The organism is Methylobacterium sp. 190mf (assembly GCF_900107945.1).
In the GTDB taxonomy this organism is placed as follows: Bacteria; Pseudomonadota; Alphaproteobacteria; order Rhizobiales; family Beijerinckiaceae; genus Methylobacterium.
The window spans coordinates 1-26,749 of record NZ_FNVI01000012.1 but is presented as its reverse complement, the minus strand read 5'-3'; the positions used below and the strand labels follow the sequence as shown (position 1 = coordinate 26,749).

At 72.4% G+C, this 26,749-nt stretch carries 25 protein-coding genes, 1 tRNA gene and 1 pseudogene; 15 read left to right on the top strand and 12 right to left on the bottom strand.

Annotated features, from left to right (window positions below; genetic code table 11):
• Nucleotides 1–7 precede the first annotated feature (7 nt).
• Entirely contained in the window at nt 8–763 is a 756-nt protein-coding gene (locus tag C4T42_RS15655) for an SDR family oxidoreductase (protein ID WP_020093730.1), read from the top strand.
• A gap of 67 nt (nt 764–830) precedes the next feature.
• Nucleotides 831–2,234: a dihydrolipoyl dehydrogenase gene (lpdA, locus tag C4T42_RS15650; RefSeq protein ID WP_091979523.1), complete on the top strand. Its 1,404-nt coding sequence runs from the start codon at nt 831–833 to the stop codon at nt 2,232–2,234.
• 157 nt (nt 2,235–2,391) lie between these two features.
• Here lpdA and C4T42_RS15645 read toward each other — a convergent pair whose 3' ends face one another.
• Nucleotides 2,392–3,141 carry a response regulator gene (locus tag C4T42_RS15645; RefSeq protein WP_020093732.1) on the bottom strand — a complete coding sequence of 250 codons (750 nt, stop codon included), beginning with the start codon at nt 3,139–3,141 and terminating at the stop codon, nt 2,392–2,394.
• A 261-nt stretch (nt 3,142–3,402) separates the two neighbouring features.
• A complete protein-coding gene (locus C4T42_RS15640) occupies nt 3,403–4,383 on the bottom strand; it encodes a tyrosine recombinase XerC (protein WP_103985384.1) in 981 nt (326 codons plus the stop codon).
• 104 nt (nt 4,384–4,487) lie between these two features.
• Here C4T42_RS15640 and C4T42_RS15635 point away from each other — a divergent pair, with 104 nt between their 5' ends.
• Both C4T42_RS15635 and ruvC read left to right on the top strand, forming a co-directional pair.
• Complete coding sequence (locus C4T42_RS15635; protein WP_103985383.1) at nt 4,488–4,808, top strand: YnfA family protein; 321 nt, start codon at nt 4,488–4,490, stop codon at nt 4,806–4,808.
• A 123-nt stretch (nt 4,809–4,931) separates the two neighbouring features.
• Nucleotides 4,932–5,555 carry a crossover junction endodeoxyribonuclease RuvC gene (gene ruvC, locus C4T42_RS15630; RefSeq protein WP_103985382.1) on the top strand — a complete coding sequence of 208 codons (624 nt, stop codon included), beginning with the start codon at nt 4,932–4,934 and terminating at the stop codon, nt 5,553–5,555.
• Between the two features lie 17 nt (nt 5,556–5,572).
• Here the strand turns inward: ruvC and C4T42_RS15625 are convergent.
• Nucleotides 5,573–5,656 (bottom strand) — tRNA-Tyr (locus tag C4T42_RS15625).
• Between the two features lie 289 nt (nt 5,657–5,945).
• On the opposite strand from C4T42_RS15625, the gene C4T42_RS15620 reads away from it, so the two are divergent.
• From C4T42_RS15620 to C4T42_RS15605, 4 genes are all read left to right on the top strand, one after another.
• On the top strand, nt 5,946–7,796 hold the full coding sequence (locus C4T42_RS15620) for a DEAD/DEAH box helicase family protein (protein WP_103985381.1): 1,851 nt from the start codon (nt 5,946–5,948) through the stop codon (nt 7,794–7,796).
• Between the two features lie 22 nt (nt 7,797–7,818).
• Entirely contained in the window at nt 7,819–8,142 is a 324-nt protein-coding gene (locus C4T42_RS15615) for a hypothetical protein (RefSeq protein ID WP_042671911.1), read from the top strand.
• Nucleotides 8,143–8,263: 121 nt separating this feature from the next.
• The gene (locus C4T42_RS15610; RefSeq protein WP_103985380.1) at nt 8,264–8,674 is read left to right on the top strand and encodes a DUF3597 domain-containing protein; all 411 of its coding nucleotides are present in this window, start codon (nt 8,264–8,266) and stop codon (nt 8,672–8,674) included.
• Between the two features lie 205 nt (nt 8,675–8,879).
• Nucleotides 8,880–9,557, top strand: a complete 678-nt coding sequence (locus C4T42_RS15605) for an ankyrin repeat domain-containing protein (RefSeq protein ID WP_103985379.1) — start codon at nt 8,880–8,882, stop codon at nt 9,555–9,557.
• Nucleotides 9,558–9,580: 23 nt separating this feature from the next.
• Here the strand turns inward: C4T42_RS15605 and C4T42_RS15600 are convergent, their stop codons facing one another.
• Nucleotides 9,581–10,708 (bottom strand): polyamine ABC transporter substrate-binding protein, encoded by a 1,128-nt coding sequence (locus C4T42_RS15600; protein WP_181049173.1) that lies wholly within the window; start codon nt 10,706–10,708, stop codon nt 9,581–9,583.
• A complete protein-coding gene (locus C4T42_RS15595) occupies nt 10,705–11,061 on the bottom strand; it encodes a RidA family protein (protein WP_020093741.1) in 357 nt (118 codons plus the stop codon). The genes C4T42_RS15600 and C4T42_RS15595 overlap by 4 nt, the downstream gene beginning before the upstream one ends.
• A 182-nt stretch (nt 11,062–11,243) precedes the next feature.
• Here C4T42_RS15595 and C4T42_RS15590 point away from each other — a divergent pair, with 182 nt between their 5' ends.
• Entirely contained in the window at nt 11,244–11,507 is a 264-nt protein-coding gene (locus tag C4T42_RS15590; protein WP_012317940.1) for a GlsB/YeaQ/YmgE family stress response membrane protein, read from the top strand.
• Nucleotides 11,508–11,726: 219 nt separating this feature from the next.
• Here the strand turns inward: C4T42_RS15590 and C4T42_RS15585 are convergent, their stop codons facing one another.
• The 3 genes from C4T42_RS15585 to rpsO form a co-directional block, all read right to left on the bottom strand.
• On the bottom strand, nt 11,727–11,948 hold the full coding sequence (locus C4T42_RS15585; RefSeq protein ID WP_020093742.1) for a YgaP-like transmembrane domain: 222 nt from the start codon (nt 11,946–11,948) through the stop codon (nt 11,727–11,729).
• Nucleotides 11,949–12,120: 172 nt separating this feature from the next.
• On the bottom strand, nt 12,121–14,340 hold the full coding sequence (gene pnp, locus C4T42_RS15580) for a polyribonucleotide nucleotidyltransferase (RefSeq protein WP_056525668.1): 2,220 nt from the start codon (nt 14,338–14,340) through the stop codon (nt 12,121–12,123).
• Nucleotides 14,341–14,560: 220 nt separating this feature from the next.
• Nucleotides 14,561–14,830: a 30S ribosomal protein S15 gene (gene rpsO / locus C4T42_RS15575; protein ID WP_012317943.1), complete on the bottom strand. Its 270-nt coding sequence runs from the start codon at nt 14,828–14,830 to the stop codon at nt 14,561–14,563.
• A 291-nt stretch (nt 14,831–15,121) separates the two neighbouring features.
• Between rpsO and C4T42_RS15570 the strand changes: the two genes are divergently transcribed.
• From C4T42_RS15570 to C4T42_RS15560, 3 genes are all read left to right on the top strand, one after another.
• The gene (locus C4T42_RS15570) at nt 15,122–17,131 is read left to right on the top strand and encodes a hypothetical protein (RefSeq protein ID WP_103985378.1); all 2,010 of its coding nucleotides are present in this window, start codon (nt 15,122–15,124) and stop codon (nt 17,129–17,131) included.
• A complete protein-coding gene (locus C4T42_RS15565) occupies nt 17,128–17,814 on the top strand; it encodes a hypothetical protein (protein WP_020093745.1) in 687 nt (228 codons plus the stop codon). Before C4T42_RS15570 ends, C4T42_RS15565 begins: the two co-directional genes overlap by 4 nt.
• 115 nt (nt 17,815–17,929) lie before the next feature.
• A complete protein-coding gene (locus tag C4T42_RS15560; protein WP_103985377.1) occupies nt 17,930–19,324 on the top strand; it encodes an amino acid permease in 1,395 nt (464 codons plus the stop codon).
• Here the strand turns inward: C4T42_RS15560 and C4T42_RS15555 are convergent.
• The 4 genes from C4T42_RS15555 to C4T42_RS15540 all read right to left on the bottom strand — a co-directional run bounded on the left by C4T42_RS15555 (nt 19,317) and on the right by C4T42_RS15540 (nt 22,840).
• Complete coding sequence (locus tag C4T42_RS15555; protein WP_020093747.1) at nt 19,317–19,727, bottom strand: flagellar basal body rod protein FlgC; 411 nt, start codon at nt 19,725–19,727, stop codon at nt 19,317–19,319. The genes C4T42_RS15560 and C4T42_RS15555 overlap by 8 nt on opposite strands.
• Nucleotides 19,728–19,789: 62 nt before the next feature.
• On the bottom strand, nt 19,790–20,650 hold the full coding sequence (locus tag C4T42_RS15550; RefSeq protein ID WP_020093748.1) for a formyltransferase family protein: 861 nt from the start codon (nt 20,648–20,650) through the stop codon (nt 19,790–19,792).
• The gene (locus tag C4T42_RS15545) at nt 20,650–21,417 is read right to left on the bottom strand and encodes an SDR family NAD(P)-dependent oxidoreductase (RefSeq protein ID WP_020093749.1); all 768 of its coding nucleotides are present in this window, start codon (nt 21,415–21,417) and stop codon (nt 20,650–20,652) included. Before C4T42_RS15545 ends, C4T42_RS15550 begins: the two co-directional genes overlap by 1 nt.
• A 115-nt stretch (nt 21,418–21,532) precedes the next feature.
• Complete coding sequence (locus C4T42_RS15540) at nt 21,533–22,840, bottom strand: capsular biosynthesis protein (RefSeq protein WP_100252727.1); 1,308 nt, start codon at nt 22,838–22,840, stop codon at nt 21,533–21,535.
• A 336-nt stretch (nt 22,841–23,176) separates the two neighbouring features.
• Here C4T42_RS15540 and C4T42_RS15535 point away from each other — a divergent pair, with 336 nt between their 5' ends.
• From C4T42_RS15535 to C4T42_RS32425, 3 genes and pseudogenes are all read left to right on the top strand, one after another.
• Nucleotides 23,177–24,679, top strand: coding sequence for a capsular biosynthesis protein (locus C4T42_RS15535; protein ID WP_103985376.1), 1,503 nt, complete (start codon nt 23,177–23,179; stop codon nt 24,677–24,679).
• Between the two features lie 218 nt (nt 24,680–24,897).
• Entirely contained in the window at nt 24,898–26,388 is a 1,491-nt protein-coding gene (locus C4T42_RS15530) for an LTA synthase family protein (protein WP_103985375.1), read from the top strand.
• Between the two features lie 223 nt (nt 26,389–26,611).
• Nucleotides 26,612–26,749 (top strand): annotated as a pseudogene (locus C4T42_RS32425) (sugar transporter); the annotation flags it as partial.

Sequence of the window (26,749 nt, the reverse complement as noted above, 5' to 3'; positions counted from 1 at the left end):
GGCAGCCATGTCGAGCGCTGAGAACAGGGTCGCGATCGTCACGGGCGGCAGCCGCGGCATTGGCCGCGCGGTGGCGCTCCTCCTGGCGGAGCGCGGCTACGCCGTCTGCCTGAGCTACGTGTCGGACGCCGCCGCCGCGCAGGGCGTGGTGGACGCGATCGCGGCCAAGGGCGGACGGGCGCTCGCCGTGAAGGGCGACGTCGGCAACGAGGCCGACGTCATCGCCCTGTTCAAGGCGGCCGACGGCCTCGGCCGCCTCGCGGCGCTCGTCAACAATGCCGGCGTGGTCGACGTGAAGTCTGACGTCGCCGACATGAGCGTCGCCCGCTTGCAGCGCATGATGACCACCAACGTGGTCGGCAGCTTCCTGTGCGCGCGGGAGGCGGTGCGGCGCATGTCGATCAAGCGCGGAGGGGCAGGGGGCGCGATCGTCAACCTGTCCTCGGTGGCGGCGCGCCTCGGCGGCCCCGGCCAGTTCGTGGACTACGCGGCCTCCAAGGGCGCCATCGACTCGCTGACGATCGGGCTTTCCCGCGAGGTCGCCGCCGACGGCATCCGCGTCAACGCGGTGGCGCCCGGCATCATCGCCACCGAGATCCATGCCAGCGGCGGCGAGCCGGACCGGGTCGAGCGTCTCGGCCCCGGCGTCCCGATGAAGCGGGCCGGCACCGCCGAGGAGGTGGCCGCACCGATCGTGTGGCTCCTCTCGGACGAGGCCTCCTACACCACGGGCGCCATCCTCGACATCGGCGGCGGCCGCTGAGGCCAAGCCCCACCTGACATTCCCTGCCCGTCTCGCACGCGGCACGACCGAGCGGAAGCGAAGCCTCATGTCCTACGATCTCGTCGTCATCGGCACCGGCCCCGGCGGCTACGTCTGCGCGATCCGCGCGGCGCAGCTCGGCCTGCGGACCGCGGTGGTCGAGAAGCGCGCGACGCACGGCGGCACCTGCCTCAATGTCGGCTGCATCCCGTCCAAGGCCCTGCTGCACGCGTCCGAGGCCTTCGAGGAGGCCAACACGCACTTCGCCGATCTCGGCATCGACGTCGGCACGCCGAAGCTCGACCTCAAGAAGATGATGGCCTTCAAGGCCGAGGGCGTCGCCGGCAACACCAAGGGCGTCGAGTTCCTGCTCAAGAAGAACAAGGTCGACACCTTCCACGGCACCGGCCGGATCGCCGGCGCCGGCCGCGTCGAGGTCATCGCCGAGGACGGCGGCAACCAGATGCTCGAGACGAAGAGCATCGTCATCGCGACCGGCTCGGACGTGGCGCGCCTGCCCGGCGTCACCATCGACGAGAAGGTCGTGGTCTCCTCCACCGGCGCCCTGGAACTCGACCGGGTGCCGAAGAAGCTCCTCGTCATCGGCGCCGGCGTGATCGGGCTGGAGCTGGGTTCCGTCTGGCGCCGGCTCGGCTCCGAGGTGACCGTGGTCGAGTATCTCGACCGGGTGCTGCCGGGCATGGACGGCGAGGTCGGCAAGCAGTTCCAGCGGATCCTGACCAAGCAGGGCATCGCCTTCAAGCTGTCCACCAAGGTGACGGGCGTCGAGGTCGGCAAGAAGGGCGGCGCGGCGGTCACGGTCGAGCCGGCCGCGGGCGGTACGGCGGAGACGCTGCAGGCCGACGTGGTCCTCGTCTGCATCGGCCGGACGCCCTACACGGAGGGCCTCGGCCTCGACACGGTCGGTGTCCAGCGGGACGACAAGGGCCGGATCCTCACCGATTCCCACTACGCCACCAACGTCACCGGCATCTACGCCATCGGCGACGTGATTGCCGGCCCGATGCTCGCCCACAAGGCCGAGGACGAGGGCGTAGCGATCGCCGAGATGCTGGCCGGCCAGTCCGGCCACGTGAATTACGGCGTGATCCCGAACGTGGTCTACACGTTCCCGGAGGTCGCCTCGGTCGGCAAGACCGAGGAGGAGTTGAAGAAGGACGGCGTGGCCTACAACGCTGGCAAGTTCCCCTTCACGGCCAATGGCCGGGCCAAGGCGAACGGCACCACCGACGGGTTCGTGAAGGTGCTGGCCGACGCCCAGACCGACCGGGTACTCGGCGTGCACATCGTGGGCGCGGATGCCGGCAACCTGATCGCCGAGGTGGCGGTCGCGATGGAGTTCGGCGCCTCGTCGGAGGACATCGCCCGCACTTGCCACGCGCACCCGACGCTGACCGAGGCCGTCAAGGAAGCCGCGCTGGCGGTCAACAAGCGCGCCATCCACGTCTGACGGGCCAAGGCCCACGGCTGCGCGGATTGCTACCTCGGCGGGCTCGACCGCCTGCGCGAAGGCCCCCTCTCCCCTGCGGGAAAGGGGCCTTCGCGTTCCGTCACACACCGCGCGCCTCGAACCTGACTGGCCCGCAGAGCGACGGCCCGGCGCGGGGTCAGGCGATCTTGCGCCTGGAATTCGGCAGGTCGGCGATCCGCAGCAGCGCGCTCGGCGCGGGCGGGGCCGTCAGGGCGTTCAGCAGATACGGCCGGCGCAGGCCCAGCGCGTTGTGCAGGGCGAGGTCGATGTCGCGGGCGTAGAACGGCATCCGCAGCACGGCGTCGACGCCGAAGTAGCGGCCAGCCTGAGCGACGGGCTCCAGCTCGGACGTGGTCAGCAGGGTGATCCGGGTCGGGAGGCCGAGGGGCTGGATCTGGCAGGCCAGTTCGAGCCCGTCGATGCCGCCGAGCTTCACGTCGATGAAGGCGAAGTCGTAGGCGGCGAGCTTCAGCTGCTTGAGGGCGTGGCGGCCGTCATCCGTCTCGTCGAGCTCGATCGCGAACCCGCTGCGCGCCACGACGCGGCTGATGGCCGACCGCCCGGCCGGAGTCGAGCAGGCGAGCAGGGCCCGGGTCGGTGCGCGACGGCGGGCATCCGCGTGGAGCAGCGGCTCGATATGGCTCGGGTCGAGGGGCGTCTTCAGGACTTCGTAGGCGCCGAGGCTCGTGGCGATCTCCTGCCAGTGCGGCAGCACGCGGGTCGCCACCAGCACCAGGCAGGGGGGCTCCGCACCCGCCCGGCGCGCGACGGCGACGGCTTCGGGGCCGCTGAGATCGTCGAGCTGCATTCCCACGAAGGCCAGGGTGGGACGGTGGCGGAGGAGGATGTCGCAGAGCGCCTGACCCGAGGTCGCCTCATCGATCACCGCGCTGGGATCGAATCGCAGGACGATCTCTCTCAGGGAGACGCGGCGGCCCGGATCGCAATCCGCGATTACGACACGTGCCGGCGCCCTCCCATCCTGAAGATCCATGACGCCCGCCCAACCCCATCCCGTTCGTTGCCCATATTGGCTGAAGATCGTGACGAAGCTCTTAAAGAGCGGGATTCTGCACTGGGCGAACCGGAAGACGCGCCTATAGACGATGATGAAGGCTCTCGAAGTCGAAGTTTTTAGCAATCTTGCTCAATGGCCAGCCCGCGGATGGGCCGCCGCGTAGGCACTCATGAGGCGGGCGGCGTCGACCTGCGTGTAGAGCTGCGTCGTGGAGAGCGAGGCGTGGCCCAGGAGTTCCTGGATCGCCCGGAGTTCGCCCTGGCGCGCCAGGAGATGGGTTGCGAAGGAATGCCGCAGGGCGTGCGGTGTGGCGCTCTCGGGCAGGCCCAGGGCGCCGCGGGCGCGCGCGACCGTGTACTGGATGATGCGCGGCGAGAGCGGGCCGCCCCGGGCACCGAGAAACAGCGGTCCCTCCGGCGGCAGCGGCAGGGGACAGGCGGCGACGTAGTCCGCCACGGCCCGCGCCACGACGGGCAGGATCGGCACCATGCGCTGCTTGCCGCCCTTGCCGAGCACGGTGACCTGATCGACACCGGGCAGGGGTGCGTCACGGCGGGTCAGGCCCAGGGCCTCGGAGATGCGCAGCCCCGCGCCGTAGAGCAGGGCCAGCACGGCGGCGTCCCGGGCGAGGACCCAGGGCTCCCGCTCCTCGCCGGCGCGGATCGCGGTATCGGTCAGCGCCACCGCGGCGGAGACGGGCAGGGGACGGGGAAGCCGCCGCGGGACCTTGGGCGAGCGCACACCGCCCAGGGCCGAGACGGTGCCGAAGCCTTCCCGCTCGAGGAAGCGCGCGAAGGAGCGCAGTCCCGCCAGCATGCGCATCAGCGAGCGCCCGGAGACCTCGTCGGCCCGGCGCGCGGCCATGAAGCCGCGGATATCCCGCACCTTGAGCCCGATCAGCATCGGGATCGTCGGCGTCCCCTGACGGGACGCGAGGTGGTGGAGGAACTGCCGGAGGTCGCGCCCGTACGCCTCGACGGTGTTGGACGACATCCGCCGCTCCCGCGCCAGCGCCTCGATCCAGGCGAGGACGGCGTCGCGGAGGCGGGCGTCCCCCGGAAACAGCAGCCGGTCGCCCTGGGTCTCGCGGGTGCTCGCATGCGTGCTCATGGCGACACTCGACCGGATCCTCCTTGCCGGGAGCTTAATGCCGGTCGCGGTCCGTCCCCAGCGCCGGCCTCGTCCCGCGCGGCGCGCCGTGCCAAGCTGACGCGATGACCCTCCTCGCCTACGCGGCCGCCGCCCTCGCCGAGATCGCCGGCTGCTTCGCGTTCTGGGCCTGGCTGCGGCTCGGGCGGTCGGCCTGGTGGGCGCTGCCGGGCCTCGCCTCGCTGGCGGCCTTCGCGGCCCTCCTGACCCTCGTGGACAGCCCCGCGGCGGGGCGCGCCTTCGCGGCCTACGGCGGCGTCTACGTCGCGGCCTCGGTCCTGTGGCTGTGGCTCGCGGAGGGTCATCGGCCCGACCGGTGGGACCTCGCGGGCAGCGCGGTCTGCCTCGCCGGAACGGCGCTGATCCTCCTCGGTCGCCGGGGGTGAGTTCGACCCGGCACCGTGCCGGGCCGGCCACGGCCGACCGCTTCCGCGCCCGGAACCTTGGTGAAACCAAGCGTTCACGATACGTACGGCAGCCTCGGGCCGTTCACCGAGCCGTGGAGCCCCATGACCAGCGCCGTCCGCATTCTCGGGATCGACCCCGGACTCCGCCGCACCGGCTGGGGCCTGATCACCGCGCAGGGCACGAAGCTCACCTACGGCGATTGCGGGGTCGTGACCTCGGACGGGGAGCTTCCGCTGGCCCTGCGCCTGCGGGAACTGTTCGAGAGGATCGGCCGCGTCGTCGAGGCCGTGCGGCCCGACGAGGTCGCCGTGGAGGAGACCTTCGTCAACAAGGACGCCCAGGCGACGCTCAAGCTAGGCCATGCGCGGGCGATGGCGCTGCTCGTGCCGGCCCTCGCCGGACTGCCGGTGTTCGAGTACGCCCCCAACCTCATCAAGAAGACCGTCGCGGGCTCCGGCCACGCCGAGAAGGTGCAGATCCAGGCGATGGTCCGCTTCCTTCTGCCGAAGGCCGAGTTCCGCGTCGCGGACGCCGCCGACGCGCTGGCCATCGCGATCACCCATGCCAGTCACCGGGACGCCCACGCCCTGCGGCAGGCGCATCTGCCGGGGGGCAAGCGCCGCTCGCTCACCGGTCAGGCGGCCGCGGGACAAGGGCTCGAGGGGAAGGGCTTCTCGGCCGCCGCGGCCGCGCGTATCGAGGCCGCGCTGGCGAAACAAGGCTGACGGGATCGGGAAGAACTTGGTGGGGGAAGTAGGACTCGAACCTACGAAGCTTACGCAGCGGATTTACAGTCCGCCCCCTTTGCCGCTCGGGACATTCCCCCAAGGCGGGCATCGCCCGCGGCGCCCTTATGGTGAGGGGTGGGCCGGGTGTCAACGCTTATGGTGGACCGATCCGCCTCGCCGGACGCGGCAATCGTGGAGAGCGGGGCGGTTTCGCTCGGCGCCGCCGCGATCCGGGCGGCCGCGCTTGCCGAGTCGACCCTCTTCCGGCCTCGCGGTGCCCCCGGCTCCGCCATTGGGACGAAAACGCGAACGTTCCGCGACTCCGGGGATTCACAAAGGAATCCGGATCGGCCACGGTGTGGCGATGTCGCCCTGCTTCGCCGACCCTTGACCCGTCCCGCCCCGTCCCTGCGGTCGCACCAGCGCACGCTGATGGCCCTGGTCGCGGCCATGGCGAGCGGGGAGGCGGCCCATGTCCGGAAGATCCTGGCGGCGGTCACGCCGGGCGGGGGCAAGTCGCTGCTGCCGGTCATCGCCGCGCACCGGCTGATCGAGGCGGGGCTCGTCGAGCGCGTGGTCTGGGTGGTGCCGCGGGATTCCCTGCGGCTGCAGGCCGAGGAAGCCTTCGCCGACCCGCTGTGGCGCGCGGCCTTAGGGCACGCCCTCAGCGTCCGGGCCGCCGACAACGAGCGCGACCCGGCGCGGGGTCTGGCCGGCTACGTCACCACCTATCAGGCGGTCGCCGCCGCCCCGGCGCTCCACCTCGCGGAGGCGCGGGCGCACCGCACCCTGCTGGTGGTCGACGAGGTTCATCACCTGCCGGTCCCCGGTCGCCCGGGCGCCGACGAAGCCTCCGCGGAGGATGCCGAGGCGGGGGCGTGGTCCCGCGCGATGCTGCCCGTCATGGAGGCGGCGACCATGCGCCTGTACCTGTCCGGGACGCTGGAGCGGGCGGACGGGCGGCGGATCCTCGGGCTGCCCTACCAGCCCGCCGCACCCGGCCGCGGGCCGGAACTCGACCTCGACGCGACCGGCCTCGCGGTCATCGGCTACTCGCGGGCGCAGGCGCTGGCCGAGCGGGCGGTGCTGCCGGTGACGTTCGGCGCCCTCGACGGCGAGGCGAGCTGGCTGGAGGGCGGCCGGATCGCCGGCGACAGCCCGCGCGTCGGGCCGCACCGGCTCGGCGCGGGCGCGGTCCGGATCACCACCCGGCCGGCGCTGTTCACCGCCCTGCGGACCGGCTTCGCCCGCGACCTTCTGAGCGAGGCGTTCTTCGCCACGAAGCGCCTGCGCGCCCGGCGCCGGGCGGAGCGCGATCTCCCGCCCGGCGAACCGGCCCGGGGGCTCGGCAAGCTCCTCGTGGTGGCGCCCGATCAGGCGAGCGCGCGGGCCTATCTCGCGACCCTGCGCGACTGGATGCCGGCCGGGCAGGGCGCGCGCGATGTCCGTCTCGCGACCTCTGGTCAGGGCGACGCCCACGCGGCTCTGGCGGCGTTCCGGCTCACGCCGGAGCCGGCCGTGCTGGTGACGGTGGCCATGGCGTACGAGGGTCTCGACGCCCCGGAGGTCGCGGTCGTCGCGGCCCTGACGCATATCCGCTCCCGACCGTGGCTCGAGCAGATGCTCGCCCGGGCCACCCGGGTCGATCCCCATGCCGGCCCCTACGACGGGCAGCAGGCGCTGATCTTCCACCCCGACGACCCGCTCTTCGCGCGGTTCCGCCTCGAACTCGAGACCGAGCAGGGCAGCAGCGTCCGGCCGCCCCGCGAGCGGCCGGCGAGCGCCGTCGTGCCCGAGCGGACCCGCTGGCGCGACGACGAGCCGGGCGGGATCACGCCCTTGGAGAGCAACGCGATCGGGATGCGCTACGCCCTGCTGCGCCCGCGACTCCCCGAACCGGTCGCCGCGGCGCCCGCGCCCGAACCGCCCTCCGTCACCGAGCGGACCCTGCGCCAGCGGCTCGCCGCCGCGGTGGCCGCCCAGGCGGTCGAGGACGAGACTTCGCTGCGCGTGCCCCGCGGCGGCAATCTCGCCCACCGCTACAACGCCGTTCTCAAGCGCGTGCTCGGCAAGGGCCGCGCGACCATGACCCTCCCGGAGCTGGAGGCGGCCCTGTCGTGGCTCGAGCGCAACCGCCTCTCCGACCATCTCGACCGCCTCGACGGCGATGCCCGCTACGCGTGGTCGGCCCGGCAGCGCCGCGGGCGCTGGCAGCCGGAGCGCGCCGCCGGCCGCTGAAACGCCCGGGAAGGAGACAGCCGTGACCGAGAGCCTCCCCGCCGCCTTCGCCGCGACACTCGCCGCGTCCGAGCCGCCGAGCGTCTGGGACGCCCCGCTCGCCGCGCTCTGGTGGCTCGCCCGGGACGCATCCGGCCCGGCCTCCGCCGCCTGGGAGCGGGCGCACCGCCTCGTCCAGGACGCCGGCGGGTCCGACGCGGCCTGGGTCCACGCCCATCTCCACCGGGTCGAGGGCGACGACGGCAACGCGCGCTACTGGTACGCCCGCGCGGGCCGCCCGGTCCCGGACGGCACGCTCGCGGAGGAGCGGGCCGCGCTCGTCCTCGCCCTCTGGCCGAGGTCGTGATCGCTCCGGGCCGCGCCGCGCCGACCGTCCCGAGCCTGCCGAATCGCGGAACGCCAAGGCTCACAGCCAGTTGAATGGCCGCCCGACGCGGAGATCGGGCCTCGATTATCGGAGCGGATCCATGAGCCTCCTCGGCAGCATCGTCAGCAAGATCCTCCATCCGTTCGGTGGCGGCACCGCGGACGCCGCGCCCGCGCCCAACGCCGGCTCCGGCGGCTCGGCCGGCACGAGCACGCCCTCCACGTCGGCCCCCGGCTCGGCCGGCGGCAGCGAGCCCGTGGACGTCGCGGCGGTGCTCACCGGCCTCGCCGAGAAGAACCCGCAGACGCTCGACTGGCGGCACTCGATCGTCGACCTGATGAAGCTGCTGGGCCTCGATTCCGGCCTCGCCGCGCGCAAGCAGCTCGCCGACGAGCTCCACTACACCGGCGACAAGGACGATTCGGCCAGCATGAACATCTGGCTGCACAAGCAGGTCATGCAGAAGCTCGCCGAGAACGGCGGCAAGGTTCCGGACGATCTGAAGCACTAGGTCATCGAGTCCGGGATCGACGAGGCTCGCCGCGGACGGTCTCGACCGGCGCCGCGGCGAGATCGCTTCTTGACCACGTCGTGCGCCGGCGGTGCGCACCGGCGGCGACACTTGCGGAGAGGGCCTTGCGGCGCCTCCGTGTTTATCGATCACATGACCCGCGTCACGCAGCGCCGAATCAGGCGGCGCCGAGGAGCGAACGGTCATGGAGACCCCGACCGGGGACCACAGCGGCGCCTTCGAGGCGTCCCCGCTCGCCGCGATCGCCGCGGCGGTCGCCCGCGGTGACGTCGCGCGCATCGCCGCGCTGGCGCCCGGCCTGGATCTCTCCGTCCGCGTCCGCGGCGGCCGGAACCTCACCCTGCTCGAATGGGCGATCTGGAACGCGCGGCCGCGCGCGCTGTCGGCCCTGCTCGACGCGGGGGCGGACCCGTCTGTGCCGGGGCTCGATCAGGAGACCGCGCTGCACATGGCGGCGATGGTCGAGGATCCGACCTACCTGGAGATCCTGCTGCGCCACGGCGCGCCGGTCGACCCGGTGAGCCCGCGCGGTCAGTGGACGCCGCTGTTCCGCGCCGTACAGAACCGGCGCGAGGCGCAGATCGCGCTGCTGCTGCGGGCCGGCGCGGACCCGAACCGGGTCGACGCCACCGGCAACTCGCTGCTCCACGTGGCGGCACAGGTCGGCGCGGCCAATCCCTGGGTGCTGAGGCTGCTCGAGGCCGGGATCGACCCGACCCTGCGCAACGCGCAGCGAAAGACCTTCCAGCCGTACTTCTTCACCACCCCCGAGCGCCTGCTCAACGCTTCCGGGCGCGAGACGCGCGCGGCGGTCCGCGCGTGGCTCGCCCGCAGCGGCATCCCGGCGGATCCGGAACGCTGACGGAGTCCCGGCCGGGACCCGCGTCAGCGCCCGGTGCGGACCCGGGTCCAGAGGCGGGTGACGAAGCGCTGGGTGCGGTCGTCCCAGGCCGTGTTGATGGACAGGCGCTGCATCGTCGCCTCGTCCGGGTAGATGCCGGGATTGCTCAGGATCTCGGGCTTCACGAACCTCTTCGCCGCGAGGTTGCCGCTGGCGTAGGAGACGAAGTTGGTGTTGGCCGCCGCCACCTCGGGCCGCATCATGTAGTCGATGAAGGCCAGCGCCTCGGCCGGGTGGGCGGCATCCTTCGGGATCGCGAAGGTGTCGAACCACATCAGGGCGCCTTCCTTGGGCACGACGTAGGCGATGTCGATCCCGTTCTTGGCCTCCTCGGCCCGGCGCTTGGCCTGCATGATGTCGCCCGAATAGCCGACGGCCAGGCAGATATCGCCATTGGCCAGCGCCTGGATGTATTCCGACGAGTGGAACTTCCGCACGGCGCTGCGCACCTTGTAGAGGGCGTCGGTCACCAGGGTCATGTCGTCCCAGCGCTTGGAATCCGCCTTGGCGCCGAAGGCCGGGAGCATGCTGGGGATCAGGTCCTCGGGGCTGTCGAGCACCATGATCCCGCACTCCTTCAGCTTGTTGGCCGAAGCGGGATTGAGGACGACGGACCACGAATTCACGGCCGCGCCGGCGCCCAGGCGCTCGCGCACCGCGGCGACGTTGTAGCCGATGCCGGTCGTGCCCCACATGTAGTCGACGGCGTAGGTGTTGCCGGGATCGTAGGCCGCCAGCCGGCTGGTCACCTCGGGCCAGAGATTGCCGAGGTTCTTCAGCTTGGACTTGTCGAGGGGCAGGAACGCGCCGGCCCGGATCAGCCGCTGCAGGTACGGTCCCGACGGCACGACGATGTCGTAGCCCGACCGGCCGGCGAGCAGCTTGGTCTCCAAGATCTCGTTGTTGTCGTAGGTGTCGTAGACGACCTTGATCCCGGTCTCGCGGGTGAAGGCCTCGAGCACCTGCGGGTCGATATAGTCCGACCAGTTGTAGATGTTGACGACCCGCTCCTCGGCGGCCGGTGCCGGCCGCACGAGGGGCAGGACCGCCAGGAGCCCTCCCGCGAGGACGGCCGCGGCCGCCGCCAGGACGGTCCGGCGCGGGCCGATCACCGGCTCCTCGCGGCCACGATCACGATCTCGACCAGGTACTCCGGCGCGGCGAGCTTGGCCTCGACGGTGGCGCGGGCCGGCGCATTCTCCGGAGACACCCAGGCGTCCCAGGCGGCATTCATCTCCGCGAACGTCGCGATGTCGGCGAGGTAGATGGTGGCCGAGAGGATCCGCGCCTTGTCGCTGCCGGCCGCGGCGAGTAGCCGGTCGATCTCCGACAGGATCTGCTGGGTCTGGATCGTGACCCCGGTGCCGACCGTGTCGGACGCGACCTGCCCGGCGAGGTAGACCATGTCGCCGAAGGTGACGGCCTGCGACATCCGCTTGCCCGGCTCGATCCGCTGAATGTCCATACCCGTCTCCACATCCTCGAGAACCGGCGTATCTGCCGCCGCACCGGCCCGGCCGTAAAGGGCCGCGCGCGCACGCGCCGCGGGAACCCGAGGAAAATCGTCATCGGCGGTCGGGGTGCGGGCAACCGTCGCGGGCCTCGAAGCGTTCTGCCGCCATCGACAATCACGCCTTGGGGTCAGTCATGGGTATTCTCTGGACCATCATCATCGGGTTTCTCGCCGGCGTCATCGCCAAGTTCCTCATGCCGGGCCCGAACGAGCCCGCCGGCTTCATCCTGACCACGATCCTCGGCATCGTCGGCGCCTTCGTGGCGACCTTCCTGGGCCAGGCGATCGGCTGGTACGGGCCGAACCAGGGCGCGGGCTTCATCGGCGCCATCGTGGGGGCCGTGGTCGTGCTGTTCATCTACGGCCTGATCGCCGGCCGCCGCACCACCACCTACTGACCCGTCCGGCAGATCCGGATACGACGAGGGGCGCCCCGCGGGGCGCTCCTTTTTTTTGACCGACGCATTCCGGTGGCGAGTCTCAACACAGCGCTCTCCGTCATCACGAGCGCAGCGACGTGACCCAGGGCAGCGCGACGATGTCGAACGTCGCGCTGCCTGGATTGCTTCGCTGCGCTCGCAAAGACGGAGGCGCCGAAGCCCTCCGAGGGCTGAGGCTCAGAGATGCTCGGACGCGGCCTTCACGGCGCAGTGGCCGGTGGCGCCGCGCACGGCGAGGCCCACGCCGACCACGAGGGCCAGCAGGCTCAGGAGCTTGTTGGGACGGGGCTGCGCGGCGGCGGCGGCGATGCCGAGGCCCAGCGCCACCGAGACGGCGCGCTCCGTCGTCGACAGGTTCGGCTGCCCGCTGAAGATGTCGTGCATCATGTCGTTGGCCATGAGGGTCTCCGATTGGCAAGTCGCGGGGGAACGCGGCATCTGGCGCCCCGTTCCCGGCCGACGACCGGTGTGACCCGACCTCGACGGGGCAACAAAAAGGGCGCGGCCCCGGAGGACCGCGCCCGTCTAAGACATCCCCGCCGACCGAGGCCGGCGCGGGCGTCCCGCGTGCTTACTCGCCGGCCTCGCGGCGGCGCTCGCCACGGTGGCGGCCGCCCTCGCGGGGCTCGCGCGGCTCGTCGCCGCGCTCGGCCCGGTCGGCGTCGCGCTGAGCCTTCACCTTCTCGGTGATGTCCTCGCCGGTCTGCTGGTCGACGACCTTCATGGACAGGCGGATCTTGCCGCGGTCGTCCTGACCGAGGAACTTCACCTTGACCTTGTCGCCTTCCTTGACGACGTCCGTCACCTTGGCGACCCGGTTCGCGGCGAGCTCCGAGATGTGGACGAGGCCGTCCTTGGCGCCGAAGAAGTTCACGAAGGCGCCGAACTCCATGCACTTCACGATCGTGCCGTCGTAGATCACGCCGACCTCCGGCTCCGCCACGATCGAGCGGATCCAGTTGTAGGCCGCCTTGATCGCCTTGCCGTCGGCCGAGGCGATCTTCACGACGCCCGTGTCCTCGATGTTGATCTTGGCGCCGGTCTTCTCGACGATCTCGCGGATCACCTTGCCGCCGGTGCCGATCACGTCGCGGATCTTGTCCGTCGGGATCTGCATCGTCTCGATGCGCGGCGCGTACTCGCCGAGCTCCGGACGGGCCGCCGTCAGCGCCTTGGCCATCTCGGCCAGGATGTGGGCGCGGCCGTCCTTCGCCTGGGCGAGGGCGATCTTCATGATCTCCTCGGTGATGCCGGCGATCTTGATGTCCATCTGGAGCGAGGTCACGCCCTCGTCCGTGCCGGCCACCTTGAAGTCCATGTCGCCGAGGTGATCCTCGTCGCCGAGGATGTCGGACAGGACCGCGAAGCGCTCACCCTCGAGGATGAGGCCCATGGCGATGCCCGCCACCGGACGGCGCAGCGGCACGCCGGCATCCATCAGCGACAGCGAGCCGCCGCAGACCGAGGCCATCGAGGACGAGCCGTTGGACTCGGTGATCTCCGACACGACGCGGATCGTGTAGGGGAACTCGTGGGCCGGCGGCAGGACCGGGCGGATCGCCCGCCAGGCGAGCTTGCCGTGGCCGATCTCGCGGCGGCCCGGCGAGCCCATCCGGCCGGTCTCACCGACGCTGTAGGGAGGGAAGTTGTAGTGGAGCAGGAAGCGCTCCTTGTAGGTGCCTTCCAGCGCGTCGATGAACTGCTCGTCCTCGCCGGTACCCAGCGTCGCCACGACCAGCGCCTGGGTCTCGCCGCGGGTGAACAGGGCCGAGCCGTGGGCGCGGGGCAGAACGCCGACCTCGGAGAGGATCGAGCGGACCGTCTTCACGTCGCGGCCGTCGATGCGGGCGCCGCTGTCAAGGATGTTCCAGCGGACCACCTTCGACTGGGCCTCCTTGAAGGCGGCCTTGACCTTCTCGGCCGGGAACTTCTCGGCGCCCTCGGGGCAGAGGGCGGCCATCACCTTCGCCTTCACGGCGTCGACGGCGGCGTAGCGCTCCTGCTTGACGGTCTTGGTGTAGGCGGCGCGGAGCTCCGCCTCGCAGACCTCCAGGACGGCCTTCTCGACGTCGGCGTTCTCGGGGGCCTTGAAGTCGCGCGGCTCCTTGGCGGCTTTCTCGGCGAGGCGGATGATCGCCTCGATCACCGGCTGGAAGTGCTTGTGGCCGAACATCACGGCGCCGAGCATCACCTCCTCGGAGAGCTCCTTGGCCTCCGACTCGACCATCAGCACCGCGTCCTGCGTGCCGGCGACGACGAGGTCGAGGCTCGACTCTTCCTTGGTCTCGGTGACCAGCGGGTTCAGCCGGTAGCCGCCGTTGATGTAGCCGACGCGGGCGCCGCCGATCGGGCCCATGAACGGCACGCCCGAGATGGTCAGGGCCGCCGAGGCCGCGACCATCGCGACGATGTCGGGATCGTTCTCGAGATCGTGGGTCAGGACGGTGACGACGACCTGCGTGTCGTTGCGCCAGCCGTCGATGAAGAGCGGGCGGATCGGGCGGTCGATGAGGCGGGAGACCAAGGTCTCCTTCTCGGAGGGACGGCCCTCGCGCTTGAAGTAGCCGCCCGGGATGCGGCCGGCGGCGTAGGCGCGCTCCTGGTAGTTCACGGTGAGCGGCATGAAGTCGATGCCGGGCTTCGGCTCCTTGGCGGCGACCACGGTCGCGAGCACCGAGGTCTCACCGTAGGTGGCGATGACGGCGCCGTCGGCCTGGCGCGCGACCTTGCCGGTCTCCAGGACGAGCTTGCGGTCGCCCCACATCAGCTCTTCGCGTTGAACGTCGAACATTCTCAATCTCTTCCTTGCCTGCGGCGGGCCCAAGCCCGGCGCCGCCCGGGGGCAAGACGGCGAGACACTGCGCCCGAGAACGCTCGGCGAAGTGTCTCGCGATCCTGCCCCGACGCTGGCGCCTCGAAGCGGCCCGTTTGTCGGGAGGCCGGACCCATTCCGGCAGCCCGCGATGGTGAAACGCGGCCCCGGGCCGGGCCCGGAACCGCGCGAGGGTGCTTTAGCGGCGGATGCCGAGACGCTCGATGAGGGCGCGGTAGCGGGCCTCGTCCTTGCGCTTGACGTAGTCGAGCAGCGAGCGGCGCTGCGAGACCAGCTTCAGGAGGCCGCGGCGGGAATGGTTGTCCTTGCCGTGGGTCTTGAAGTGGCCGGTCAGGTTGGTGATCCGCTCGGTGAGGATCGCCACCTGGACCTCGGGGGACCCGGTGTCCTTGGCGTCCTTGCGGTGTTCCTTGATGAGCGCGGTCTTGCGCTCTGCCGTGATCGACATCGCGTGCCTTTCGGGTTGTGCTGGTCGGATGCGGCGCCCCAAACGGGCGCGCGCGGGCTCGGCGTTCGGCCGGTGCCGGGATGTCGTCCAGCACGGTCACAGCGCCAAGCGGCTCAAGCCCCGCCCGGCAACCCGGGTCGAGGCCGCGCGATCCATACACGAAACCGACGGTTATGCCAGTCCCGAGCCGGGCGGGCCGCAGCGGTGGCGCGTCGCGGCTGTCCGGGCCCGTCCAAAGAACGGTTAAGGCCGCCGTGCTACCCGGAACCGCTCACGCGACGCGGCCCGGCGATGAACGGCACCTTCTCGGATGCGTGCGGCGTCGCCGTCGCGATGCTGCTCGGTATCCCCCTCGTTCTCCTGCCGGGCTATGCCCTGGGCGGCCTGACCGGCATCCTCGGGTTCCGCTCGCTCGCGCCCGGCGACCGTCTCCTGTGCGGGGCGCTCCTCGGGATCGGGCTGCTGCCGGCCCTCGACAGCCTGCTGATCCAGGCGGGCGGCGTCCCGGTCGCGGCCCTCGCGACCGGCACCCTCGGGCTCGCCGCGCTGCGGCCGGTCGCGCGGAGCCTGCGCGAGTCCCTCGACCGGGCGGCGCTCGCCCTCGCGCTGCTCTGGCTCGGCGTCGTGGCCTACGCGCTGATCGACGTCGATACCGGCACCGCCCTCTACCGGCCCGTGACGATCATCGACCTCGTCAAGCACGCTGCCCTGACCCGCGCGATCGTGGAGCACGGATTGCCGCCGGTGGACCCGTTCTTCGCCCGGCCCGAGCGGGCGGGCTACTATTACGGCTTCTACACGCTCACCGCCCTGGTCGACTGGGCGGGCGGACGGCTGGTCGACGGGCGGACCGCCTTCGCGGGCCTCGCCTTCTGGACCGGCCTCGCGCTCCTCGGCCTGATCGACCGTCTGCTCGCGGCGACCGGACTCGTCGCGGACGCCGCGCCCCGGCTCGTGCGCCGCGCGGTGCTGCTGCTGCTGCCGGCCGGAAGCCTCGACATCCTGCTGGTCCTCGCCGACCGGACGACGTCCGGGACTTGGCTGCCGGTCCCGGAATGGCTGAACGAGCAGGTCCTCAACTGGCCGGCCTCGCTGGTCTGGGTGCCGCACCACGTCGCCGGCGCCCTGGCCGGGTGGCTCGGACTCCTGGCCCTGGCGGAGGTCGCGGACCGGACACGGCCGGACAGGCGCGCGGAGGCGACGGCGATCGGCGTCGCGGCACTAGCCTTCGCGGCCTGCGCGGGCCTGTCCGTCTGGGTCTGCCTCGGCACGGCGAGTGCGGCCGGTGCCTGGATGGTGCTGCTCGGCCTGGAGCGCCGCTGGCGCGCCGCGGCCCGGCTGGCGGTTGCCGGCCTGCTCAGCGCCGCACTGGCCGCCCCCTACCTGCTGAGCGTCCTGGCCAACCGGACCGACGGCGGCGCGCCGATCCGGTTCTCGATCCGGCGATTCGGGCCGCTCGACGGCCTCGTCGACGCGCCGGCCCTGAGCGCGCTCCGCCTGATCCTTCTGCCCCTGAACTACTACACGGCCCTGGGAGTCTGCGCCGCCGGTGCGCTGCTGTTCTGGCGCCTCGTGCCGCGCCGGGAGGCGCACGGGCGCGAGGCCGGGCGCCTGCTCACGCTCTGCGCCGCGGCGAGCCTGCTCCTCGGCGGTTTCCTGCGCTCGGCGATCCTCAACAACGACCTCGGCGCGCGCGTGGTCCTGCTCGCGCAGGTCGCGACCCTGGTCTGGACCGTGGTGGCCCTGACCCGCCTGAGCGAGGCGCGGCGGCTCCGGATCCCCGGTCTCCTCGCCGCGCTGCTGATCCTCGGCTACGCGACGACCCTCTACGGCTTCGTCGGGATGCGCGCCTATCCCGCCTCGGACCGGCCCGCCTTCGCCCGCCTCGCCGGCCGTCCCGATATCGACCGGGCGCTGCGCGCGGCCTACGCCTGGGCGGGCACGCACCTGCCCCGGGACCTGGTGCTGCAGCAGTCGCCGGTGCCGCACCGGGTGTTCGATTTCGGGCTCTACGGCCTCCAGCCGACGGGGGTGGCCGACGCGGAGGCGCGCCTGTTCGGCGCCCCGCCGGACGCCGTGGCGTCGCGGCTCGCCGACGTCGCGCCGGTCTTCCGCGACCGCCTGGACGGCGCCGAGGTGCGGCGGCGCGCCGAAGCGGCCGGGATCGGCGCCCTGGTCGTCACCGCGCAGGACGCCCCCTGGAGCAGCCCCGATTCCTGGGTCTGGCGCAGCCCCGCGGTCTACGCCGATCCGCTCGTCCGGATCCTGCGGGTCCAGGATCTCCGTGGAGGATCTCCGTGACTGAACCCAGTCCCGCGGCACCCACCCGCCCGCGCGCCGGGCAGGCCCTGCGCTGGCTCTGCGCCCAGGCGCTGCTGCAGGCCGGCGCCGTCGTCGTCGGCTTCGCCTGCTTCGTGCTGCTGTTCCAGACGGATCTGTGGTCCGGCGTGACGATCCTGTTCTACCGCGGACTGATCCTGCTCGCGGTCGCCTTCCTGCTGACCCTGGCGGTCACGGCGGCGCTGGCCGGGCTCGGCCGGGCCTGGGGATTGCGCCGACGGGACGCCCTCGGCGCCTGCGTCCTGTCGCTGTCCCTGAACCTTAGCGCCTTCGTGATCCTGCCGGTGACGGTCGACCGGTCGATCAGCGTGTTCCTGCTCGGCCAGATGGCCGCCCATCCCGGGGAGCGCTTCACGCCTGAGCGCGCGCGGGCGGTGTTCGAGCGGGTCTATCTCGGCGAGTTCCGGCAGATGGAGCGGCGCTTGGCCGAGCAGCAGGCCTCCGGCAACGTCGCGCGAGCGGGTGACGGCTACGTCATCACCTCGCAGGGCAGCGCCTTCATCCGCTTCTGCGGCCTCGTCGCCCGGGCGTTCCGGACCGACACCCGGATGATCGCCGCCGCACCGTCCCCGCCCGGCGGGGGCGACCCGGAAGCGCGCGGCGGGGCCCCTGAACCCGATCCCGTGGGCGCGGTGCGGCGGTAGGCTGTATCGACTCGGGATGAGGACGGTGCGGCGCCGGTCCGGGCGGTTCCGCGGAGGCCGCCGTCCGGGCATGAAAAGTGCCGGGTGACGGTCCGGGCGAGGGAGAACGGACGCGATGGCGGAGTCCGCGGTGACCACAGGTGAACGGGCGGGCGCGGGGGCGGGGCGCGGACTCGCCCGGAGCCTCACCGCGCCGGGCCTCGTCGCCATCGGCCTCGGCGCCACGATCGGCGCCGGCATCTTCGTGCTCACCGGGACGGCGGCGGCGCAGTACGCGGGCCCGGCGCTCAGCCTCTCCTTCGTGATCGGCGGCGTCGCCTGCGGCCTCGTCGGCCTGTGCTACGCCGAGTTGGCCGCCATGATCCCCGAGCCGGGATCGACCTACACCTACACCCGCGCGAGCCTCGGGCGGCTTCCCGCCTGGATCATCGGCTGGGACCTCGTCCTCGAGTTCGCCGTGGCCGCGGCGACCGTGGCGGTGGGCTGGTCGGGCTACGCGCAGTCCCTCGCGGCGGAGTTCGGCCTGCATCTGCCGCCGGCCCTGGCCGGGGCGCCCGGCGCCGGCGGCCTCGTCAACCTCCCGGCGGCCGGGATCGTGCTGCTGCTCAGCGCCCTGCTGATGCGCGCCACCGCGGAAGCCTCCCTGGTCAACGGCCTGCTGGTCGCCTGCAAGGTCGCGATCATCCTGGCCTTCGTGGGTGTCGGCTTGTCCCATCTGCGGCCCGAACTCTGGCACCCGTTCGTGCCGGAGAATGCCGGGACCTTCGGCGCCTACGGCTGGAGCGGCGTGTTCCGCGGCGCCGCGGTGGTGTTCTTCGCCTTCGTGGGCTTCGAGACCGTGGCGACGGCCGCGGGCGAGTGCCGGGCGCCGCAGCGCGACGCGCCGGTCGGCCTGATCGGGTCGCTGCTGATCACCACGATCCTGTACGTGGCCATGGCGGCCGTCCTCACGGGACTCGTGCCCTATCGCGACCTGGACGTCGCCGACCCGGTCGCCAAGGCGGTCGACGTGATCGGCCTGACGGGCTTCGCCACGATCATCAAGGCCGGCGCCCTGATCGGTCTGACCACCTCGGCGCTGACCGCTCTCTACGGGCAGAGCCGGATCTTCTTCGCCATCGCCCGCGACGGGCTGCTCCCGAGGATCTTCTGCCGGGTCCATCCAGTAACGCGGGTGCCCGTGGCGAGCCAGCTGGTGATCGGCCTGTTCACGGCGGCCGTGGCGGGGCTCGTGCCCATCGACGTCCTGGGCGAGATCGTCAGTATCGGCACGCTCCTGGCCTTCTGCCTCGTCTGCGCGACGGTGCTGATCCTGCGCCGGACCGATCCGGACCGGGCGCGCCCGTTCCGCGTGCCGGCGGTGACCCTCATCGCCGGACTGGGGATCCTGTCCTGCGTCACGCTGATGGCGTCGCTCCCGGCCGACACCTGGATCCGCCTCGCGGTCTGGCTGGCGATCGGCCTCGCGATCTACGCCGGCTACGGCCGGCGGCACGGCCGGCTCAGCTGATCAGGTTGATGGTGGCCTGCGCGAGCGTCTTGATCGAGGCCGAGGCGCTCAGGCTCAATTCGTAGTTCCGGACCACCCGCTGGAGGTCGGCCGATTCGACCGCGACGTTGACGTTCGGCAGACGGACATAGCCGGTCGGGTCGGCCCCGGGATTGGTCGGGTCGTAGCGGGTGCGGAAGCCGGTGGTGTCGCGGACGATCCGGCCGACCGGGTCGCGGGGGCTGTCGGCCGCCACCGGGGCGAACACCGCGATCTTGCGGGCGTAGGGGGCACCGCCCGGGGTGGTCGGGACCGAATCGGCGTTGGCGAGGTTCTCGGAGATCGCGCGGATCCGCCCGCTCTGCACCTGCCGGCCGGCGGCCAGGGCGCCAGCGGCCGAGTTGAGGGCGCTGGTATCCGGCATGCGCGGGCCCTGTCGACGGCGAGGATCTGACCGAATCCTTGCCGAACAGCCTTAACCGGGGGTTAAGACGCCCGCGCGGAGAGGCTCAGCGCGTCCCGAAGATCCTGCCCGTCGGTCAGGCGAAGGCCGCGGCGGCGCAGCGCGGCCAGCATCGCGCGGTCGGGGAACGGGCAGTAGGGCAGAACGGGCTCGGACCGCCCCTCCGGAAGGGTTCCGCTCCGGGTGACGTCCTCGAGCAACCGGTCGAGCATCCCGCGCCCGTGGGCGTGGAGCGCTACCGAGGCCCGGGTCGCGGTGGTACCCTCGGGCAGCGCCAGCGCCTCCTGGGCGAGGATCGCGCCGGTGTCGATCGCGGCGGCCAGCCGGTGCAGGGTCATGCCGAACTGCCCGGGCCCGTCGGCCAGCGCGTGGATCGTCGGCACCGGGCCCCGGTGGCGGGGCAGCAGGCCGGGATGCCCGTTGATCCCGCCGAGCCGCGCCAGCCCGATGGTCTCGGGCTTCAGGATCTGGTCGAAATGGTAGGTGAGGATCAGGTCCGGCGCCGCGTCCCGGAGGGCCCGCGCGACGTCGGGACCGTTGACGTCGTCGACCGTCAGGGTCGGGACGCCGAGGCGGCGGCACAGGGTCCTGAGCGGCGTCGCCTCCGGCGCGTCGCCGCTGCCGGACGCCGCCTGGGTCAGGGGCGCCAGGGGCCGCAGCAGGTCCGGCAGGCCGAAATTGACCGCGAGGTAGGGCAGGATCCCGGGGCCGGAGCGCGCGAGGTGCCGCCGGATCTGCCCCGTGAGGCCGCCGCTCGACGGCCGCTCGGCGTTGGAGAGCCCGACCAGCGCGATGTCGGCCCGGAGATCGGCGACGAGCCGGCGCACCGCGCGGGCGTTCGGCAGCGCCTCCAGAACGAACAGCGCGATCCGGGGTCGCGCCATCAGCGCCGCTTCCGGCGCTGGAAACGGAAGGCGTAGAGGCCGGCCTTGCGGACGTTCTCGGGCAGGAGCAGCACGGTGCGGGCGAGCGCCGTGAGGATGAACGGGAACGCGATCACGTCGCGGTTGGCCGCGATGCCCTTGGCGATCCGCACGGCCGCCTCCTCGGCGCTGATCTCGAGCGGCCGCCAACCCTTGAGCTCGCCGCCCATCGGCGTCTTCACGTAGCCCGGGGTGACGACGTTGACCTTCACGCCGCGGGGCGCGACCTTCTGGCGCAGGGCGAGACCGTGGGCGACGAGCGCGGCCTTGGCACCGCTATAGGCCGGCGCGTCCTGGAGCGGCGCGTAGGCCGCGAGCGACGACAGCAGCACGATCTGGCCGCGCCCGCGCTGGAGCATCAGCGTCAGGGCGGGCAGGATCACGTTGAGCGTGCCGGTGTAATTGATGTCGGCGGTCTCGAAGGCCACGTCCTCGGCCTCCACCTGCCCTTCCTGGTTGCCGCCGTTCACCGCCGCGTTGGCGATGACGAGGTCGAGGGGGGCCTCGGCATCCGACCGGTGGACCAGCGCCACGGTGGCGGCCCGGTCGCGGGTGTCGAGGCGGGCGGTCTCGACGGCGGCGCCGCTGGCGCGGCAGTCCCGGGCGACCGCCTCCAGCCGCTCGGCGTTGCGGCCGACGAGGATGAGGCTCGCGCCGGTTTGCGCGTAGTGGCGCGCCAGCGCGGCGCCGATGCCGCTCGACGCGCCGGTGATCAGAATGCGGGGCATGGGGCGGGTTACGCCGCCGCGCGGGGAAAGATCAAGGCCGGGAACGGCTCACCGGCGGTTAAACGCGCTTCAAAGACCGCCGAATGGCGACGGCCCGGGAGCCGGGCGAGCCCGGTCAGTAGACCGGCGCGAGCTCGCCGTCGCGCTCGGCCGCCTCACTCACCGCCCGCGCCGCCGCCAGCATCGCGTCGGGGAGGGCGGCCTCCATCCGCGGTACCGAGCCGGCCACCGCGCGGTCGATCGCCTCCTTGGAGAAGAAGCCGCCGTTGACCTGGGTCCGGTGCAGGACCACGCGGCGGAAATCCGCCATCAGGTCCGTCTCCGGCGGCGTCGGATTCTTCCAGAAGCTGTCGAGGTCGCCCTGATGGGTCAGGCCGGCCATGTTGTAGATCGCGGTGCCGACCGCGTGGGTCGGGCAGCCCATCTCCAGGGACAGCATCCCCACCGTCGAGTTGACGATGACCACGCCGCGGGCGCCCTTGATCAGGGCCGGCAGGTCGCCGCCGTCGATGAAGTCGAGCCGGTCGCTGACGCCGTGGCGGCGGGCCGAGGCGCGGGCGAACTTGCGCCAGTTGATCAGGCCGCTGTCGAGCGGGTGCAGCTTCACCAGCAGCCGGGTCGGCGCCGACGAGCCGTCCGCGAAGGACTTGATCACCCGGTCCATGAATCCCTCGACGCCGAGGAACGGCGAGTGGACCCGGATCTGGTAGTCGCTGTCGAGCTGCAGCGGCAGCAGGAAGTAGTCGCAGCCGACCGCGCGGTAGATCTCGTCGCAGCGCGCCGCCTCGCGGCGGGTATGCGCGCGGCGGGCGAACTTCTTGATCCAGCCGGCATACTCGGCCGCGATATGGGTCGGCCGGTGGCTGCGGAAATGCGGGAAGAGGTAGGGGAACAGGACGTTGGCGAGGTTGTAGCCGACGTCCCAGACGCTGCGCCGGGCCATGTCGCCCGTGGAGGGCATCGCCCGGCCGGGCTGCGGCAGGCGCCGCGCCAGGGCGCGGATCTCGGCGGCCGTCCGGGGGAGGGACGAGAAGCCGTTCACGCCGCCCAGCTCGCAGGTGATCCAGTTCGGGCGGATATAGCCCTCCTCGAACACGTGCACCCGCAGGCCGCGATACTCGGCGATCATGCGGGCCGCCTTGTGGAACGGCCGGCAATCGCCGAACAGCACGATGTCGGTCACGCCCTCGCGGTCGAGATAGGCGTCGAGATACTCGCCCCAGGTCTCGCGGCGACCGCGGTAATTCTCGGCCTCGCCGCTCCAGAACAGCCAGTCGCCGGGGCAGAGATTGATGCGCCGGACAGAGTGTCCCCGCGCGCGCAGCGCCTGTCCGAGATCGGAGAAGAACGGCGTCGCGATGCCCTGCAGGAAGAGGAAGGTCGCGGGGCGGTCGCGGAGGGCGTCGGGGGCGGGCTGTTGCATTCCGCGGCGCTTCTGTCCTTGACCCTGGGCCGGATGAACCGAACCGGCGAGAGACTCTTGAGGTGGCACGGTGCTCGGCGAGCCCGCAATCCGAAGCCATGCCGCGGCATGGCGTTTCCGCGCCGGCGTGGCCCGTCTGCAACGGTCCCGCGTCTGCGGCCTAGCCTCCGGAATAGGCGGGCAATCGCGGCGACGATATGTCCAAATCCTTTCCAGGACGTGGCGACGGCGACGCGCGCTCAGGTTGTCCCCGCGTTGCATCACCATCCCATGCCGGCGAAAATGCGCTACAGGCCTGTTCCGCACCTCACCCGACCGGAGCCGGACGCACCGACCATGCCCGCTGACCCGATCCCGTCGCTCTACGCGACCGGCCGCACGATCCGCCGCCTGCGGGCGGAGATCGAGGCCGCGACGGGCCTCGCCTTCGGTCCGGCGCGTCCCGGCGCCGTCGGCGCGACCTGGGGCGCGGGGAGCCTCGCCGGGCGCCTGCTGGCGCTGACGGGGCGGCGCCGGCTCGTGGTCGCGCCCGGGCCGCTCCTGAGCCCCTACGACTCGCCGGAGTCCGGCTTCGCATCCCTGCGGATCACCCTCGACGGGGTCCCCCTCGGCGGGGAGGGCGGCGTCCATTACCTCGACCCCTGGACCGGGGCGCCGATCGACCGCGCGACCTGCGCCGAGCGGGTGGCGTGGCTCGCCACGCGCTTCGCCGAGAACGACCGGCGGGTGGTCTATGTCGGGATGTCGCGCTGGAAGCGGCCCGCCCTCGACGTCCTGGGCGCGGGCCCCGCCGGACGGCCGATCCACACCATGACCACCGAGGCCGCGATCGCCGCGGGACAGCGCCACGGCGGCCGCCTCCTCGCCTGGGCGACGCGGGCGCCCGGTCAGCTCGAGGAAGCCTGCGCGCGGGCCGGCCTGCCGCTGGCCCGCGTGGAGGACGGGTTCCTGCGCTCCGTGGGGCTCGGCGCCAGCCTGCAGCCCGGCGCCTCCATCGTGGTGGACGACCTCGGCATCTACTACGACCCGCGCCGGGAGAGCCGCCTGCAGCGGCTGCTCGCCGAGGCCGACTTCACCCCGGACCTCGTCGCCCGGGCGCGGCGCCTGCGCGAGGAGGTCGTGGCGCGCCGGCTCAGCAAGTACAATGTCGGCCTCGACGCCGCCGCGCTCGACTGGCCGGCCGGCCGGCGGATCGTCCTCGTGCCCGGCCAGGTGGAGGACGACGCCTCGGTGCGCCACGGCTCGCCGCTGGTCCGCTCGAACCGGGCGCTGCTGGAGGCGGCGCGGCGGCGCAACCCGGACGCGTTCCTGCTCTACAAGCCGCATCCCGACGTGGAGGCCGGGTTCCGTCCCGGCCTCATCCCGGAGGCGGAGGCCCTGACCCTGGCCGACCGGATCGTGGGCGGCATCAGCATCGTCGACCTCCTCGACCGGGTGCATCACGTCGAGACCATGACGTCCCTCGCCGGGTTCGAGGCCCTGATCCGCGGCCTCACCGTGGCGACCCACGGCCGGCCGTTCTACTCCGGCTGGGGCCTGTCGGAGGATCTCGCGCCGGGCGCCGACCGCGGCCGCCGGCTGAGCCTCGACGAGCTGGTGGCCGGCGCCATGATCCTCTACGCGCGCTACCTCGACCCGGTGGCGATGAAGCCGTGCACGCCGGAACAGCTCCTCGACCGCCTCAGCGCGGCCCGGGCGGCGGCGCCGCGCAACGCCCTCTCCCTCGGCCGGACGGCCCACCTCATGATGCGTGCCCGCTACGGCCTCCTCAATCCCGTCGTGCGGGCCCTGCGCAGCCGGCGCGGCGTCGGCCGCGAGGCCGGCGGCGGACCGCGCTAGGGCGCGGCGCGCGGCGCGAATCCGGTTCCGCGAGACCCTGATGTGACACCAAAGCGATAGCGCGCGCTGCTAGAGTCCGCCCGCAACCGCCCGCCCCGGGACCGTTTCCGATCATTCCGGATCAGGAACGGCTCGCAAGCCCTTGCTCCCGCGCGCTGTTTCCTGCCGGACCGGATGCCGGCGGCGAGCAGGCCCGCCCCACGCCGAGTGCCCGTGTCTTGACGACGTTCCTCATCGCCACCGGTCTCGCGCTCGCCGTGTGCCTCGCCCTGGAGGTGTTCGCGGGCGACTCGATCACCCGGGCGAGCCTCGCGCCCCGGGATCTCGGCCTGCGGCTGCTCGGCTACCTGCTGATCCTGCTGTTCTGGTTCGAGTTCTCCTGGCGGCCCTGGCTCGCGGGGCTGACCTGCGTGATCACCGTGGCGATCCTGATCGTCGTCAGCCGCGCGAAGCGCTCGGTGATCGGCGAGCCGCTGCTGTTCAGCGATTTCGCCCTGCTGCCCCAGGTGCCGCGGCATCCGCAGCTCTACTACATCCCGCCCCTGTGGGACCCGCGCATCGCCGTGCCGGTCCTGCTCACCGCGGCGTTCACCGCGCTGTGGTACTGGATCGAGCCGAGCGTGCTGCCCGCCGCGACCCTGCCGCGGGTGCTGGCGATGCTCGGCCTCCCGCTCGCGCTCTGGCTGCTGGTCAAGGCCGCCCCGCGGCCGCCGCTCGCCCGGCTGATCGCCCGCTGGTTCCCCGAGCCCGACCTGGAGGCCGACGTGACCCGGGTCGGCCTCCCGGCGAGCCTCCTCGGCTACACCGCCCGCGCGATGGCGGGCGGCGTGCCGGTGCCCGCGGCGCCGACGCTGCCGGAGGGCCCGGGCGACGATGTCGTCGTGGTGATCCAGCTCGAATCCTTCGTCGATCCGGAGCGGCTCGGCGGCGCGAAACTGCCGGCGATGGACCTGTTCCGAACCCGGGCCGCGCAGTACGGGCGCCTGCGGGTTCCGGCGCACGGCGCCTACACGATGCGCAGCGAGCACGCGGTGCTCACAGGCCGTCCGTCCGAGAGCCTCGGCTTCGGCCGCTACGACCCCTACACGTCCCGCAGCGGCGACGAGCCGACGAGCCTCGCCCGGCTCGCCGGGAGTCGGGGCTACGGGACCCTGTTCCTGCACCCGTTCCACCGCGACTTCTTCCGCCGGGCGCGGGTGATGGAGGCCTTCGGCTTCGCCGATCTCGTGATGGGCGAGGCGTTCGCGGAGGCGCCGCGCGTCGGGCCCTATGTCGGGGACGTCGCCCTCGGCGCGCGCCTCCTCGCGGAAGTCCGGGCCCGGCGCGCGCCGCTGTTCCTGTTCTGCGTGACCATGGAGAACCACGGCCCCTGGAAGCCCGGGCGGCTGCCGGGCATCGACGATCCGCAGGCGCAGTACCTCCATCACGTCGCCAATACCGGGCGGATGGTCGAGGATCTCGTCGCGGGCCTGGACGCCGTCGCCCGCGAGCGCGGCCAGACCATCACGCTCTGCGTGTTCGGCGACCACGCACCGTCGCTGCCGAGCTGCAAGCCGGGCTTCGGCGGGCGGACGACCGAGTACGCCCTGTTTCGCTTCGGCCGCCCGCAGGCGGTCCCGCGCCGCAGCGACATCGCCGCCGACGAGCTCGGTCGGGCGCTCCGCGGGGCCCTCGCGACGGCACCTGCGGACATCGCCGCGGGGACATGATACGGTTAAGCTTGCGCGGCATAAGCGTGGCCGTGCCACGCTGGTGACGCATTGCCCGCGGATAGCGCGACCGTCCGCACGGCGGCCGCCGCACCGGCGCGGTCGTTAAAGCGATCGCAGCGTTTGGCGGTCAAACTGGGTATCCCGGCCCGGGCCAGCGATGGCGCGGGCTCGGCGAGGAGAAATCTTTGTGATGCTGCGTAAGACGGCGTGCACCGCCCTGATGGCCGCCCTCGCGGCTGGATCTGCCGGCGGCTGCACGTACATGCCCGCGGCGGGTCCGACGGCGAGCGCGATCCAGGCCGGGGCCGAGGTCGCCACGGCCGACGGCGGGATCCTTGCCCGCTACGAGATCATCGAC

Bases quoted from the DNA above. Each gene is read 5' to 3' on its own strand.
- C4T42_RS15550 (WP_020093748.1), bottom strand. From the start codon at position 20,650: ATGGCGCGACCCCGGATCGCGCTGTTCGTTCTGGAGGCGCTGCCGAAC.
- rpsO (WP_012317943.1), bottom strand. From the start codon at position 14,830: ATGTCGATCACGGCAGAGCGCAAGACCGCGCTCATCAAGGAACACCGC.
- C4T42_RS15595 (WP_020093741.1), bottom strand. From the start codon at position 11,061: ATGGACATTCAGCGGATCGAGCCGGGCAAGCGGATGTCGCAGGCCGTC.
- lpdA (WP_091979523.1), top strand. From the start codon at position 831: ATGTCCTACGATCTCGTCGTCATCGGCACCGGCCCCGGCGGCTACGTC.
- C4T42_RS15570 (WP_103985378.1), top strand. From the start codon at position 15,122: ATGAACGGCACCTTCTCGGATGCGTGCGGCGTCGCCGTCGCGATGCTG.
- C4T42_RS15635 (WP_103985383.1), top strand. From the start codon at position 4,488: ATGACCCTCCTCGCCTACGCGGCCGCCGCCCTCGCCGAGATCGCCGGC.
- pnp (WP_056525668.1), bottom strand. From the start codon at position 14,340: ATGTTCGACGTTCAACGCGAAGAGCTGATGTGGGGCGACCGCAAGCTC.
- C4T42_RS15545 (WP_020093749.1), bottom strand. From the start codon at position 21,417: ATGCCCCGCATTCTGATCACCGGCGCGTCGAGCGGCATCGGCGCCGCG.
- C4T42_RS15555 (WP_020093747.1), bottom strand. From the start codon at position 19,727: ATGCCGGATACCAGCGCCCTCAACTCGGCCGCTGGCGCCCTGGCCGCC.
- C4T42_RS15590 (WP_012317940.1), top strand. From the start codon at position 11,244: ATGGGTATTCTCTGGACCATCATCATCGGGTTTCTCGCCGGCGTCATC.
- ruvC (WP_103985382.1), top strand. From the start codon at position 4,932: ATGACCAGCGCCGTCCGCATTCTCGGGATCGACCCCGGACTCCGCCGC.
- C4T42_RS15560 (WP_103985377.1), top strand. From the start codon at position 17,930: ATGGCGGAGTCCGCGGTGACCACAGGTGAACGGGCGGGCGCGGGGGCG.
- C4T42_RS15605 (WP_103985379.1), top strand. From the start codon at position 8,880: ATGGAGACCCCGACCGGGGACCACAGCGGCGCCTTCGAGGCGTCCCCG.
- C4T42_RS15655 (WP_020093730.1), top strand. From the start codon at position 8: ATGTCGAGCGCTGAGAACAGGGTCGCGATCGTCACGGGCGGCAGCCGC.
- C4T42_RS15540 (WP_100252727.1), bottom strand. From the start codon at position 22,840: ATGCAACAGCCCGCCCCCGACGCCCTCCGCGACCGCCCCGCGACCTTC.
- C4T42_RS15585 (WP_020093742.1), bottom strand. From the start codon at position 11,948: ATGGCCAACGACATGATGCACGACATCTTCAGCGGGCAGCCGAACCTG.
- C4T42_RS15535 (WP_103985376.1), top strand. From the start codon at position 23,177: ATGCCCGCTGACCCGATCCCGTCGCTCTACGCGACCGGCCGCACGATC.
- C4T42_RS15640 (WP_103985384.1), bottom strand. From the start codon at position 4,383: ATGAGCACGCATGCGAGCACCCGCGAGACCCAGGGCGACCGGCTGCTG.
- C4T42_RS15610 (WP_103985380.1), top strand. From the start codon at position 8,264: ATGAGCCTCCTCGGCAGCATCGTCAGCAAGATCCTCCATCCGTTCGGT.